Annotated in this window: 10 protein-coding genes; 7 read left to right on the forward strand and 3 right to left on the reverse strand. The window is 46.8% G+C overall.

Annotation, left to right across the window (positions count from 1 at the left end; genetic code table 11):
- Window positions 1-11 precede the first annotated feature (11 nt).
- Genes purM through JAO78_RS05520 form a run of 3 tightly spaced genes read left to right on the forward strand, consistent with a single transcriptional unit; the run spans window position 12 to window position 2,511 of the window.
- Window positions 12-1,055 (forward strand): phosphoribosylformylglycinamidine cyclo-ligase, encoded by a 1,044-nt coding sequence (gene purM, locus JAO78_RS05510; RefSeq protein WP_226750349.1) that lies wholly within the window; start codon window positions 12-14, stop codon window positions 1,053-1,055.
- Window positions 1,056-1,064: 9 nt separating this feature from the next.
- Window positions 1,065-1,727 (forward strand): phosphoribosylglycinamide formyltransferase, encoded by a 663-nt coding sequence (purN, locus tag JAO78_RS05515; RefSeq protein ID WP_226750350.1) that lies wholly within the window; start codon window positions 1,065-1,067, stop codon window positions 1,725-1,727.
- Window positions 1,728-1,785: 58 nt separating this feature from the next.
- Entirely contained in the window at window positions 1,786-2,511 is a 726-nt protein-coding gene (locus JAO78_RS05520) for a DUF3108 domain-containing protein (RefSeq protein WP_226750351.1), read from the forward strand.
- Here JAO78_RS05520 and JAO78_RS05525 read toward each other — a convergent pair.
- Window positions 2,479-3,249, reverse strand: coding sequence for a class II glutamine amidotransferase (locus JAO78_RS05525; RefSeq protein WP_226750385.1), 771 nt, complete (start codon window positions 3,247-3,249; stop codon window positions 2,479-2,481). The genes JAO78_RS05520 and JAO78_RS05525 overlap by 33 nt on opposite strands.
- A 232-nt stretch (window positions 3,250-3,481) precedes the next feature.
- Between JAO78_RS05525 and fadE the strand changes: the two genes are divergently transcribed.
- Complete coding sequence (gene fadE, locus JAO78_RS05530) at window positions 3,482-5,977, forward strand: acyl-CoA dehydrogenase FadE (RefSeq protein WP_226750352.1); 2,496 nt, start codon at window positions 3,482-3,484, stop codon at window positions 5,975-5,977.
- A gap of 88 nt (window positions 5,978-6,065) precedes the next feature.
- Here the strand turns inward: fadE and JAO78_RS05535 are convergent, their stop codons facing one another.
- Window positions 6,066-8,651: an ExeM/NucH family extracellular endonuclease gene (locus JAO78_RS05535; RefSeq protein WP_226750353.1), complete on the reverse strand. Its 2,586-nt coding sequence runs from the start codon at window positions 8,649-8,651 to the stop codon at window positions 6,066-6,068.
- A gap of 184 nt (window positions 8,652-8,835) precedes the next feature.
- Between JAO78_RS05535 and ppnP the strand changes: the two genes are divergently transcribed.
- The 3 genes from ppnP (at window position 8,836) to JAO78_RS05550 (ending at window position 11,349) form a co-directional block, all read left to right on the forward strand.
- Window positions 8,836-9,117, forward strand: coding sequence for a pyrimidine/purine nucleoside phosphorylase (gene ppnP, locus JAO78_RS05540; protein ID WP_226750354.1), 282 nt, complete (start codon window positions 8,836-8,838; stop codon window positions 9,115-9,117).
- Between the two features lie 20 nt (window positions 9,118-9,137).
- A complete protein-coding gene (locus tag JAO78_RS05545) occupies window positions 9,138-10,949 on the forward strand; it encodes an ABCB family ABC transporter ATP-binding protein/permease (RefSeq protein WP_226750355.1) in 1,812 nt (603 codons plus the stop codon).
- A gap of 85 nt (window positions 10,950-11,034) precedes the next feature.
- The gene (locus tag JAO78_RS05550) at window positions 11,035-11,349 is read left to right on the forward strand and encodes a TraR/DksA family transcriptional regulator (protein ID WP_226750356.1); all 315 of its coding nucleotides are present in this window, start codon (window positions 11,035-11,037) and stop codon (window positions 11,347-11,349) included.
- Between the two features lie 42 nt (window positions 11,350-11,391).
- Here JAO78_RS05550 and JAO78_RS05555 read toward each other — a convergent pair whose 3' ends face one another.
- Complete coding sequence (locus tag JAO78_RS05555) at window positions 11,392-14,433, reverse strand: efflux RND transporter permease subunit (protein ID WP_226750357.1); 3,042 nt, start codon at window positions 14,431-14,433, stop codon at window positions 11,392-11,394.
- Window positions 14,434-14,438: the final 5 nt, after the last annotated feature.

Here is a 14,438-nt window from a genome sequence, read left to right on the forward strand (position 1 = left end):
CGAGGAAAGCCGTGAGCGAGCACAACACATCTTTAAGTTACAAAGACGCCGGAGTAGACATTGACGCTGGTAATGCGTTAGTTGACCGCATCAAAGGTGCCGTAAAACGCACCACCCGCCCAGAAGTCATGGGTGGTTTAGGCGGTTTCGGTGCGCTGTGCCAAATCCCTGCCGGTTATAAAGAGCCGGTTTTAGTCTCAGGTACCGATGGCGTGGGCACAAAACTACGCTTAGCCATGGACTTAAAACGTCATGATGGCGTAGGTATCGACTTAGTTGCCATGTGCGTCAACGATTTAGTGGTGCAAGGCGCAGAGCCATTATTCTTTTTAGATTACTACGCCACAGGCAAGTTGGATGTTGACACCGCCGCCCGCGTTGTTACTGGCATCGCTGAAGGCTGTGTGCAATCAGGTTGTTCTTTGGTCGGTGGTGAAACGGCTGAAATGCCCGGCATGTACCATGGTGATGATTACGATATCGCAGGTTTCTGTGTAGGCGTAGTTGAAAAAGCCGACATTATCGATGGCAGCAAAGTACAACCGGGCGATCAACTTATTGCATTGGCCTCGTCTGGTCCTCACTCTAATGGCTTTTCATTAATTCGCAAAGTATTAGAAGTGTCAGGTCAGTCAGCAGACACCTTATTAGAAGGTAAGTCGTTAGCCGATCACCTACTAGAACCTACCAGAATTTATGTGAAAAACCTGCTAAGCTTGTTTAAAACCAGCCCTGTGCATGCCCTATGTCACATTACCGGTGGCGGTTTCTGGGAAAATATTCCTCGCGTCTTACCGGCTAATACCAAAGCTGTTATTGACGGTAAAAGCTGGCAATGGCCCGCCATTTTTAACTGGTTACAGCAACAAGGCAATATTAGCCGCCATGAAATGTATCGCACCTTTAACTGTGGTGTGGGTATGTTAGTGGTTGTGCCTGCAGCCGAATTACCTACCGCGTTAGCGACACTCCAACAAGCGGGTGAAACAGCTTGGCACCTTGGCGAGATTCAAGCGGCTGCGGCAGATGAGCAGCTGGTTATTATTAACGAATAACGAGGCCGCATGAACGCTATTGTAGTACTGATCTCTGGTAATGGCAGTAATTTGCAAGCCATTATCGATGGCTGTGCGAAAGGCACGATCCCCGGTAAAATTACCGGGGTTATTGCCAACAAAGCGTCCGCTTATGGTTTGCAACGAGCAACGGCAGCGGGTATTGCTACCCGTGTCGTCAGCCACAAAGACTATAGCGATCGCGCCAGTTACGATAAGGCTTTACAGCAAGCTATTGAGGGTTTTGCGCCATCATTAGTGGTGCTTGCCGGCTTTATGCGGATCCTCACGCCCGCCTTTGTGCAGCACTTTTCTGGAAAATTATTGAACATTCATCCATCTTTGTTGCCGAAGTATCAAGGTTTGAATACGCATCAGCGTGCAATTGATGCCGGCGATACTGAACATGGTTGCAGTGTCCATTTTGTGACAGAGCAACTTGATGGCGGCCCGGTGATCTTGCAAGCGAAAGTGCCTATCTTTCCGGGTGATGATGCTTCGACAGTGGCTGAACGGGTACATGAGCAAGAACATCTGATTTATCCACTGGTTGTGCGTTGGTTTTGTCAAAATCGTTTACAACAGCGCGGCAATGAGGCATGGTTAGACGGTAACTTACTTTCAGTACAAGGTTATGCCGAAGATGAGGATGATTCTGAAGTGGCGTGTTAATACGTCACTTTTTTTAAGCACACTATTATTCTGTAGTTCTGCTGTATTGGCGACATCGTTGCCAGCCCCTAGCGTTGCTGAGTCGTCGAAAGACACTGCTGCAGCACCTATTTTCACTCCCTTTAATGCTGATTATTTAGTGTACCGTGGCGGCAAAAGCCATGGCACCGCTAAACGCTATTTGCATAAAAAAGACAGCCATTATGAAATGGGCTATAGCAGTGATATCACTTGGTTAGTATTTAGTGATAAGCGTAGCGAAACGTCCACTTTTACGCTTGAGCAGGGCCGTTTAAAACCGTCACATTATAAAATGATCCGCACGGGTACCGGATCTAATCGACACTATGAATTACGTTTAGACTGGCAGAAACAACAACTTTTCACCGGTAAAAAACCCACGCTCAAGGCCATCGATTGGCAAGAAGATTGGTTAGATCCGCTAAGTTACCATCAACAATTGGTGCTGGATTTACGCGCCGGTAAAACCGATTTCACTTACCAAGTGTTAAACCGCGATGGTAATAATAAAGTGTATCACTATCAGGTAGTCACCGAAGAAGCGTTGGCCTTACCTTTTGGTACCGTTCGCGCGTTACGCATTGCTCGGGTTGAAGAAAATTCAGACAAGCAAGTTTTAGCTTGGGTTGCACCTGAGCTTGATTACATGCTCGTCAGACTTTGGCGTGGCGAAGATAACGTTGAACAATTTGATGTGCAACTGCAAAAAGTACAGTGGCTCACCCCCACCTCAACAGTCGATGGGCTCGCCACGACGGAATAACTGCGCCTCACCACTTTGCATTTTTTGCCACTGCTCATTATTAGTTAGCGGTGCAGTGGCAATAATGGTCACGACATCGTTCGGCGTGGTTTCTTGGCTAAAATCAATATCCACATCCACATCTGATAAACGTGCCACACCAAAAGGGGCCCGGCGCGTGATCCAATGCAGTTTAGTGCTGCAAAACGCCAATAAATACTCACCATCAGTGAGCAGCATATTAAATACCCCTAGCTGCTGTAACTGTGGTAATAAGCGACGAATATAGCGAAATGCGGCTTTTGGGCCTGGGCTTTTCTCTGGATAACGTGCCGCTAAAGCACTGAGTAAATAACAAAAGGCACGCTCGCTATCGGTCGTTCCCACGGGTAAAAACCGATCCACCGCTAAATGTTGATATTGGGATAACTGCCCATTGTGGGCATAAGTCCAATAACGCCCCCATAGTTCACGAGTAAACGGATGAGTATTGGCTAATGCCACTTGCCCCCGATTGGCTTGCCGCACATGCGCTACCACAGCGGTGCTTTTAATTGGGTAATCAGAAATTAAACGGGCAATTTCGGATTGATAACTGGGCAGCGCATCTTTAAAAGTACAAACGCCTTTTTGCTCGTAAAAGGCTACACCCCAGCCATCTTTATGTGGGCCTGTGCGCCCACCGCGCTCTTTTAAGCCTTTAAAACTAAAACAAATGTCGGTCGGCACATTGGCTGACATTCCCAATAATTCACACACTGGTGTATTCCCATTAATCCACAATGATGTCGTTGGCATATAAAAGTACAAACAGCGTTTGTGTTGACACACAAAGGCCAATGCTGAGCTATGCTAAAGGCTATTGTACAGAGTCTGCAACATTAGTTGACACTTTGTATAGATAAGCATTGCACAGAAGTACTTGCAACTTAAATCAAAGCGTTCTAAGCTTAGGCTTTAGTGGTCAGACCTCTTATCGCAGGAGTTAACAATGAGTATTTTTCTGGTTTGTGTAGCTTTGCTGGTGGCGACAGGCATTCTTGCCTATCATCGCGCCAGCCTCACATTATTTACCGCAGCTTTAGCGGGTGTATTATTAATTGGTACTTTTAGCGACATCGTCGGCTTTTGGTCTTGGTTAGTCTTTCTAATCGTTGCCTTACCGTTAAATATCGCTTCGGTACGTCAGCAACATCTGACAAAACCATTACTGGCGTTATATCGCAAAATTATGCCGGAAATGTCAACGACAGAAAAAGAAGCCATCGATGCCGGTACCACCTGGTGGGAAGGCGATTTATTTCGCGGTAACCCTGACTGGCATAAAATGCACAACTTCCCACAACCTCGGTTAAGTGCAGAAGAACAAGCCTTTTTAGACGGCCCAGTTGAAGAATTACTGGCTATGACGGATGACTGGCACACAACTCATGAACGTGCTGATCTCGCGCCAGAAGTCTATCAATACTTAAAAGATCACGGTTTCTTTGCGATGATTATCAAAAAAGAATACGGCGGTTTAGAGTTTTCTGCTTATGCACAGTCTTGCGTATTGCAAAAATTAACCAGCAAAAGCATGGTGTTATCAAGCATCGTTGGTGTTCCTAACTCGTTAGGCCCAGGCGAACTGTTGCAACACTATGGTACTGATGAGCAAAAAAATTATTATTTACCGCGCTTAGCCAAAGGCATCGATGTGCCGTGTTTTGCTTTAACTAGCCCAGAAGCGGGTTCAGATGCTGGTGCTATCCCTGATGTGGGTATCGTTTGTAAAGGTCAGTGGCAAGGTGAAGAAGTTCTGGGTTTAAAATTAACCTGGAACAAACGTTATATTACTTTAGCGCCTATCGCTACGGTGTTAGGTTTAGCCTTTAAACTGTACGATCCAGATCATCTACTAAGTGAAGAAGAAGATCGCGGTATTACCTGTGCGTTGATCCCTGCCGACACCCCAGGTGTGAAAATCGGTCGTCGCCACTTCCCCTTGAACGTGCCGTTCCAAAATGGTCCCACGCAAGGTGAAGAAGTTTTTGTACCTATTTCATATATCATTGGTGGTCCAGAAATGGCCGGCCAAGGTTGGCGTATGCTGGTTGAATGTTTATCTGTCGGTCGCGCCATCACATTACCGTCTAACAGCACCGGTGGAATTAAAGCTGCTGCACTGTCTACAGGCGCCTATGCGCGTATTCGTCGTCAATTCAAATTACCTGTCGGTAAAATGGAAGGCGTTGAAGAAGCCATGGCACGCATTGGTGGTTATGCTTACATGGCCGATGCTTCAACCTCTATGTCGGTAGGTGCGATTGATTTAGGTGAAAAACCGTCAGTGGTTTCTGCCATCACCAAATACCATATGACTGAGCGTATGCGTACGGCGATTAATGATGCAATGGACGTGCACGGCGGTAAAGGCATTTGCATGGGGCCAAATAACTATTTAGCGCGCGGTTATCAAGGTGCGCCAGTAGCGATCACGGTTGAAGGTGCTAATATCCTGACCCGTAACATGATCATCTATGGTCAAGGTGCCATCCGCTGTCATCCTTATGTGTTAGCCGAGTTACAAGCTGCCCAATTGACGGATGAAGGCGCAGCCGTGACTGCCTTTGATAAAGCGTTATTCGGTCATATTGGTTTTGCCATTAGTAATTTCTTCCGAACCTTCTGGTTATCGTTAACCGGTGGTGCTTTTAGTCATTCACCTTACAACGATGACACTGCCCGTTATTACAAGCAAATGAACCGCTTTAGTGCCGCCCTTGCGTTAATGTCTGATGTTGCAATGGGAACCTTAGGTGGTGATTTAAAACGTCGTGAGCGTATCTCAGCGCGTTTGGGTGACATTTTAAGTATGCTGTATATCACCTCATCAGTACTGAAGCGTTATCAAGATGAAGGTCGCCAAGTTCAAGACTTACCTTTGGTAAAATGGGCTTGTGAAGATAACATGGCTAAAGCGCAATTGGCGTTAACGGAGTTATTCGATAACTTCCCTAACCGCGTCATTGGTATCGTGCTAAAACGCATTGTCTTCCCATTTGGTCGCACGCTACGTAAACCATCAGATATGCTGGATCATCAAGTATCACGTATCATGATGACCCCTTGTGAAGCGCGTAACCGCTTAGGTAAGCACTTGTATTTAACGGTTGAGCCAGGTAATCAATTAGGTCGCGTAGAACAAGCCTTATTGGATGTGTTAGCTGCAGAGCCGCTGTTTGATAAAGTCAGCAAAGCCTCAGGTAAACGCCTGCCTTTCTTCAAGTTACATGACGTAGCTGATATTGGCTTAGAGCTAGGCGTGATTAATAAACAAGAAGCGGATAAGTTACGTAAAGCTGAAGATAGCCGCTTGTTTGTGATTAACGTGGATGATTTTGAACCTGATTACTTAGCGGCAGACAAAACTTTAACCCAGCAACCCAATGGTGCTGAAGCGTTAAAAGCTGAAAGTAAGAAACAAACCAAAACAGAAGCCGCATAAGCGCGAGACACTCTAAATAAAAAGGGCCAGTCAGATGACTGGCCCTTTTTTTATCTGTTTAAGCGTTGCTCGCAACGCTTTAGCAATATTAGAAATGCACGGTCAATGGCGCAGAGCACTGTGCGGTCGCGTCATAACATAAGGTATATGTAACGGCTGGCGCACTGGTTTTAAATTGATTGTTATACTGACCAGGTTTGTTCAACACCGCCACCACTTCGCCATCGCGATAGAGCGTTAAGCCTGTTTGCACACTGCTCCAACGTAACTGCACCAATTTCGAACCTGATTTAGCATTGCCTTGATTCACTTTGATCAGGTTTAAATCAATATCCAAAGGCGCAATCAGATCCAGCGCCACAATAACCGGATCATGATCAGACGAACGATAAGCATCGGGCGCATAAAAATCGCTACGTTGCTGCGTCGATTTACTCTCAGTGTTGTAATCCAGCACGATTGGTTCATCGGCATTAATATGCCACTCTGCCGCATCCACTAAATAACGGCGTGCCGGCTCGTTCAGTAAGGCATGGTCGAGTTGCCCCGCTAAACCATCAAACACATAACCGTAGGTGGGCGTTTTCTCTAATACTTCAAATACGTTAGCGTAACCGGCACGAGCCAGGGCCGTTAACGGGTCTTCTTTCGCATAAGAGTTTAAATCACCAATCACCAAAGCCGGAGTGTCATTGAAGTACTGCGCTGCAAACTGCCCAACCGCCTCGGCCGCACGCGTACGCGTGATATTACAGTTACCCTGACCATCATTGAGATCGGGATCACCGCTACAAGCTGAACCCTTCGATTTAAGGTGATTCACCATCACTGCAAACTCAGCATTGTTACTGGTGAGCTTAAAGCGCTGCGCCAACATCGGGCGATTACTGCGGGTATTAAATAACGCTACGCCATTGGTATCTGTGGCAGAGTTGGTTTCGTCTAATATTTGAGCTGCACCGACTGGCGTTGCCAAATCAGCACGATATAACATGCCCACAGTAATTTGATCGGTACCAATCACCGGCGTGTTAACCGAGACAAAGCGCCAATCGTCTTGCCCACTGACTTGCTGTAAACCACGCACTAAATCAGCAATGGCAGAGGTTTCAGCGAAACCATCGTTCTCGATTTCCATTACACCAATCACGGTGGCATCTAACGCTGCTAATGCGGCTAAAATCTTGGCACGTTGCCGCTCAAACTCAAGTAGATTATCGGCGCCACGTGCAGTGGGGAAGCCACCGCCTAAGCCGTCACCGTTGAAATAATTCAACACGTTAAAACTAGCAATTTTCACGTTACCATCGCCACTGAGCTCAGGCTGCGCTGTGCGCGGATTTGTCGCGACAAAGTTCACGCTATTAATGGGGTTAACCCGATATTCATTAAAACTGTAATAAAGGGTACCCGTTAAGCCCACGACGGTATCGCCGGCACGCACGGTATTCATCGCCGTTAAACCCGGTGCTGGATAAATGACCGTGGTAGCGTTTTGCACTGTTGAGGCATCATCTAATATAATGCGATTTAAGGCATGCTCAGCCGCTAAGGCTTGTGCGGCGGCACCTGGCGTAACGACTTGAGTGGGTGTGTAACGACGACCGTTTGATAACACTAACTCGCCAAAGCGGCCTAAGGTAAAGTTGCTGTTTACCGTCAACTCTTGCGCGAACTGCACCAACATGCCTTCGTAGCGCTCTAAATAATCTAATGAAGCGACCGGCAAACTCACGGTCACGGCGTTTGGCAGTTGCGCCGTGCCACAAGCGACCATGTTAGTCACATTCTGCAGCTGAGTATTATTAAAGGCTTCGCCAACTTGTGCTTGTAAGCGCACACGTTGACCTGCGGTAACATTCAGATTTGCATTATCGGTAAAGACAAAAACGCCTTCGGAAGTTAACGGATCGGCATCTTGCTCAAGATCACTGGCTTGGATCATATAGCCACGTAAGCCGGGTAAAGTATGTGTGACAACCGCCTCTACCACTACCGTTTGGCCGACTAAGGGGCTCGCATTACCCACGCCTTGAATCACGGAAATGGGCGTAAAGGTTGCGCCACACACTAAAGGTGGTAGTGGCTCGGGATCGACAGGTTCTTCAGGATCAATTGGCGCGCCTGTGCCATTAAACATGCCCAGATCAGAAAAATCATCCCGATCAAATTGAATCCATTCAACAGAGGGATCAAAAGCATCACTGATATTGGTATCTCTTACCACGCTCTTACGACGAAGCGTTTTGTCTAATGTTGACACGCCATTGGTGTTCCAAGCAGTGCCAGGATCCTCTCCCACTGTACCTATACTATCAACAACCACACCATTCTTTTCAATTACGATAGCATCATCACCATTCCAAAGACTTGCTCCGGTTGTGACATTCGCTACCGCTAAAATGGCTGCTGCAGAGGCAGAACTTGCATAAACAAAGGTTTCACCGGCTGCTAAGGTGCCACTTAGTTGTTGATTAACGTTGGATGTTAACGCGCCATTGAAATAAATCCGGATCCGATAATCACTTAAATTAATCGGTGCAGTGCCTGGGTTATGTAACTCTAGTGCTTTATTTAAACTTGAACCTTCTACATACTCTGAAATAAATAGTTCTGCTTGAGCAACAGGCGCTAAAATAAGCGCGAGTGTTGCCGCAATAAGTGTTTTCTTCACGTGGTATTCCCTGATCTGTTATTAGGATTGTGCAGACTAAGCCACGAATGTGGCAATCTGATTAACTTTTTAAGAATGCTTTACTGAGTAGAAAAAGACTTCAAGACATCTAAATAGCTAAAAAAGCTATACAAACGGGCTTTTTTCCGTTTTACTAAACAGCCCGATATATAAGGAGTTAACGATGTTTAAAGTCAACAATTATTTTGATGGCAAAGTCGCCTCAATTGGTTTTCAAGGCGAAAAGCTACCTGCAACGGTCGGCGTAATGGCACCCGGTGAATATGAATTTGGTACCAGCCAACATGAAGTGATGACCGTGATCAGCGGCGCTCTTACCGTAAAACTGCCTGGCAGTGATGATTGGCTGACATTTACATCAGGTCAGGCGTTTGAAGTAGAAGCTAACGTGAAGTTTCAATTGCAAGTACAACAGGATACCGCGTACCTTTGTACTTATGCGTAAGTTGAATTACTGAGAGTACTATGCGAGGCATGCGAAGCGCCGCAAAACAACCTGAACCGTTAAAGCGTGATTACGCCATGCCGCTAGGTCAGAGTATTAAAACCCTCTGGCCTTATTTAATGGCCTTTAAAGGGCGGGTATTGTTAGCCTTACTGGCACTTATTGCCGCCAAAAGCGCCACCTTACTACTGCCTTGGGCCTTAAAAGAAATTATCGATGCGGTAGATGCCAACCGCCAACAATTACTACTTGTTCCTGTTTGGTTATTATTGTTGTATGGTGCGCTGCGCTTTGGCATGGTGTTTTTTGGTGAAGTGCGGGATGCACTGTTTGGGCGTGTCACCGAACATGCCATGCGCCAATTAGGTTTAAAAGTTTTTAAACACCTGCATAGTTTAGAACTAGCGTTTCACCTTGACCGACAAACCGGTGGCATCAGTCGCGATATAGAGCGAGGCAGCAATGGCCTGAGCTTTTTAATGCGCTTTTTGATGTTTAATATTGTGCCAACCTTACTTGAAATCGTGGCGGTAGCCGTGATCTTCAGCTTACTGTTCTCGCCCATGTATGCGCTGATCACCGTGGTGGCGGTCAGTCTCTATATCTTTTTTACCGTGTATATTACGGAATGGCGCAACAAGTTTATTCGTGAGGCGAATCAAGCGGATAACACCACCAATAGCCGTGCTGTTGATAGCTTACTTAACTATGAAACGGTGAAATATTTTAATAATGAGCAGCATGAAGCACAGGTTTACGATGGCTTTTTAGCCACTTGGGAACAAGCTCGTTTAAAAAACCGTTTAAGCCTGCTTTTACTTAACTCTGGCCAAGCATTATTAATTGCCGCGGCTATTACCGCATTAATGTGGCTAGCTGCAGCCGAGGTAGTGAGTGGTGAAATGAGTATCGGTGAATTAGTAATGCTGAATGCTTACATGATCCAACTGTTTTTACCGTTGAATTTTTTAGGTTTTGTGTATCGTGAAATTCGCCGTGCGTTAACCGATTTAGAAAATATGCTGGGCTTATTACAACGCAAAAGCAGCATTGTCGATAAAGCGGATGCTAAACCCTTAGTCACCCAAGGTGCCAGTATTCAGTTTGAGCAGGTGAGTTTTGCCTATCAGGCCGATCGCCCCATTCTCAATAATCTCAGTTTTACCGTTGCCGCAGGCCAAAAAGTGGCGATAGTAGGCGCGTCTGGTGCGGGTAAAAGTACCATTGCCCGCTTACTGTATCGCTTTTACGATGTGAGCGGCGGCCGCATTTTAATTGATCAGCAAGATATTAAGGGGCTAACCCTCGACTCTCTGCGCCAAGCGATTGCCATTGTGCCGCAAGATACGGTGTTATTTAACAGTAGTATTCGAGACAATATTGCCTATGCCAAACCGGGGGCCAGTGCCAGCGAGATTGCCCAGGTTATAGAATTAGCCCAGTTACGTCAGTTTATTGATAGCTTGCCACAAGGTGATGACACTTTGGTGGGTGAACGCGGCTTAAAGGTCTCTGGCGGTGAAAAACAGCGCATTGCGATTGCCCGAGCGCTATTAAAAGGCTCGCCCATTTTAGTTTTTGACGAAGCCACCTCGGCATTAGATTCCTTAGCGGAGCAAAGCATTGTTGCCGCTATGCGTGAAGTCGCCAAACAACATACCAGCGTGGTTATCGCTCATCGTTTATCAACCATTACCGATGCTGATTGCATATTAGTATTACGGCAGGGCGAATTGATTGAGCAAGGCAGCCATCAACAGTTGCTAGATTTAGCGGGGGAATATGCCAAAATGTGGCAACAACAGGCCAAGCAGACACGTCTTACCACCTAAGCCATTGCTGTTTATTTGTGCTAGATCAAGCTTTTTTAACGAAGTGCTGCTAAATTTAAGATAGCGCAGAGACAAGGAGCAGATCATGCCATTTCAAGAATACAAACGTCGCCTAATTCAACGCAAAATGGAATTGGAGCGACAGCAGGTATCACTGCAGCAAGACCTCTCGAAAGAACACAGCCATGATTTTGCAGAACAAGCACAAGAGCGAGAAAACGATGATGTGCTAACTAGCCTAAAACACCATGCCGAGGCAGAGTTGGCTGAAATTAATCAGGCCTTGCTAAGAATGGAGCAAGGTGTTTATGCCCAATGTACCCGTTGTGGTGCAAAAATTAATCCAGCACGCTTAGAAGCGTTACCCGCCACCGCATTTTGTGTTAACTGTAGCCACTAACAGCACAGCAAAAGCCGCACTGTTAGCAACCAACAGATTCAATTAGCGGGCTAATTTGATTTTAAACACCAGCGAATACAATACCGGCACTGCCACCAAAGTTAACACGGTGGCAAACGCCAAACCGGCCATAATGGTTATCGCCATACTGTTAAAAAACGCATCCCAAATCAGTGGCAACATACCTAAAATAGTGGTTAATGCCGCTAAAATCACCGGCCGGATCCGGCTGATGCTCGCATCAATAATGGCTTGAGCTTTATCCGTTGCTTGGCTTAATTGCAAATCCATTTCGTCAACTAACACTATGGCATTTTTCATCAGCATGCCGGATAAACTCAAAAAGCCCAACAGCGCTGTAAAACCAAAAGGAAAGCCCGTCAGCAGAAGCCCAGCACTGACACCACATATCGACATCGGTACAATTAACCAAATAACTAAGGGTTGTTTTAGGGAGCCGAACAACAAAATGCTAATAGCTAACATCACCAGAAAACTTAAAGGCAATTGTTTACCTAATGAAGCCTGTGCTTCCGCTGAGCTTTCATACTCGCCTCCCCACTCCAACGTATAGCCATGAGGCAATACTAATTGCTCAACCGGCGCCCGCAAACGCTTTAAGGCTTGATCGGCGGTTATCGCCGTGGTGGGCTCTGCTTCAACGGTTAAAGTGCGTACCCGATTGCGCCTTTGGATCACCGCTTCTTCGTGCTCGGTAACAAAACCATTAATCACCTGCGTTAGCGGGATATAACTGTTATCGATGCTACTCCAAATCATGCGGTCATTCAGTCTGTCTAAATCAAATCGCTCTGCTGCCGGTGGCCGCACCACAATAGGAATTTGTTTTTCTTGCTCGCGATACACACCGCTAACTAAGCCCTCACTGGCAAAAGCCAGCGTTTGCGCTAAATCGGTACGATTAACACCGGCAATGCGGGCCCGCTCTTCATTGAAATCTGGCGCTATCACCAACTCACGCTGCCGCCAGTTTTGCCTGATATCGGTCACGCCGTCGGTATTACGCATAATATCCGCCACTTGTTGGCCGAGTTGCCGCAAGACAGCCTCATCACTACCAGAAATGCGAGCCTGTAACTTTGCCCCGGTACCGGGGCCGAACATCAGACGCTCAGTATAAATTTCAGCACTGGGGAACTGAGCTGGTAAAGTTTGCCGCAAATACTGCATCAAGGACGGGATCGCATCTCGCTCCTTGGTGCGAATGATCAACTGACCATAAGCGCTATTCGGCAATTGCGGTGCGTAAGTCAACATAAAACGGCTGGCACCTGCGCCAACAAAACTACTGACCGACTCCACCGACGCTTCGGCCAAAATAATCTTTTCTATTTCGGCAATATCGCGCTCGGTGGCACGAATATCGGTGCCTTGCGGTAAATAATAATTTAAGTAAAACAACGGGGTATTAGAGGCAGGGAAAAATACCTGCTTAACTTGGCCAAAACCAATAACGCTGATCACAGTTAGCACCATCAGCAAACCGATGGTAGCGGCGCGCTGCTGCAAAGCTAAACGGAGCACTTTGGCATAACGCTGATAAACAAAACCGGCATAAGGATCACGTTGCTCGCTGTCTGCGGCCACTTTAAACAAATAATGACCTAACAAAGGGGTAACAGTAATCGCCAAAACCCAGCTTAATAATAAGGAAATACCAATCACTGCGAATAACGAAAACAAAAACTCACCCGTGCTATCAGGCGACAAGCCAATACCGGCAAAGGCCATAATGCCAATAACCGTGGCACCTAATAACGGCACTTGGGTGCGACTGGCCGCCTCCGCTGCAGCTTGGCGTGATGCCATGCCTCGCTGCATATTTATCAGCATGGTTTCGGCCACCACAATGGCATTATCAACCAACATCCCCATGGCGATAATCAGCGCACCTAACGAAATACGCTCCATTTCGATTTGCCATATACGCATAAAGAACAAGGTGCCCAGCACAGTAAGCAATAAGGTGCCGCCGACAACAATACCCACGCGCCAGCCCATGGTTAAACACAGCACGGCGACCACAATCACCACAGAAATTAATAAATTCACAATAAAATCATTAATCGCTTTATCCACCACAATATGTTGCTGGTAGATCGGCTGTAACTCGATGCCCAGTGGAATACGCGGCGTTAAAGAGGCTAAGTGCAAATCAACGGCATTACCTACATCGACAATATTGGCATCACTTAAGCCGGCAATGGCAAGCGTAAAAGCCGCTTTGCCGTTATGACGGATCAAGTGTATCGGCGTTTCCGCCTCTTCTCGACTCACTTTAGCAACATCGTAAATACTCAGTTGCTCAGTGGAGCCCAAATTACCTAAACGTAAGTTCTCAATCGCACTGATCGAATCTAAGCCAGGCTTACTGACTAAGCGGATACGCTTATCGCCAACGGCTAAAGAGCCGGCCGCCGCGACGGTATTTTCAGCTTGTAAGGTACCAATCACTAAATCTAAAGGTAGGCCCATGCCCAGCAACCGCTCTTGGGCAATCTCTACATAAATTTTCTCTTGTGGCTCGCCCGCGGTTTGTACTTTAGCCACACCCGGCACCATCAGCATTTCGCGCCGTAAAAACGTGGCCAACTCACGGATCTCGCGATCGCTATACCCTTCAGCAGTGACCGCATAAAAAATACCAAACACATCACCGAAATCGTCATTGACCGATGGCGTCATTACCCCGGCAGGCAATGACCGACTGCTATCGCTGATTTTTCGCCGTAACTCATCCCAAATTTGCGGCATGGCTGAGCCATTGTAAGTATCTTGGATCACTACACGGATCTCAGATTTGCCTGGGAAGGATTTAGACGTCACGCGCTTTAATTGCGGTAATTGCTGCACTGCCGATTCGAGTACCTCAGTGACTTCCTCTTCCACCTCGGTTGCCGTCGCCCCAGGATAATAGGTGATCACCATGGCTTCTTTCAGGGTAAAGGCCGGATCTTCTAAACGACCGATGGTATTTAGCGCCCAAAGCCCCCCCAAAAAACAAAGCATAATCAACATCCAAGTGTTGACCTGTTTATCAATCGCATAACTCGCCATTTTCATGCGGT

It is taken from the genome of Alishewanella maricola (genome assembly GCF_016343785.1).
Lineage (GTDB): Bacteria > Pseudomonadota > Gammaproteobacteria > Enterobacterales > Alteromonadaceae > Alishewanella > Alishewanella maricola.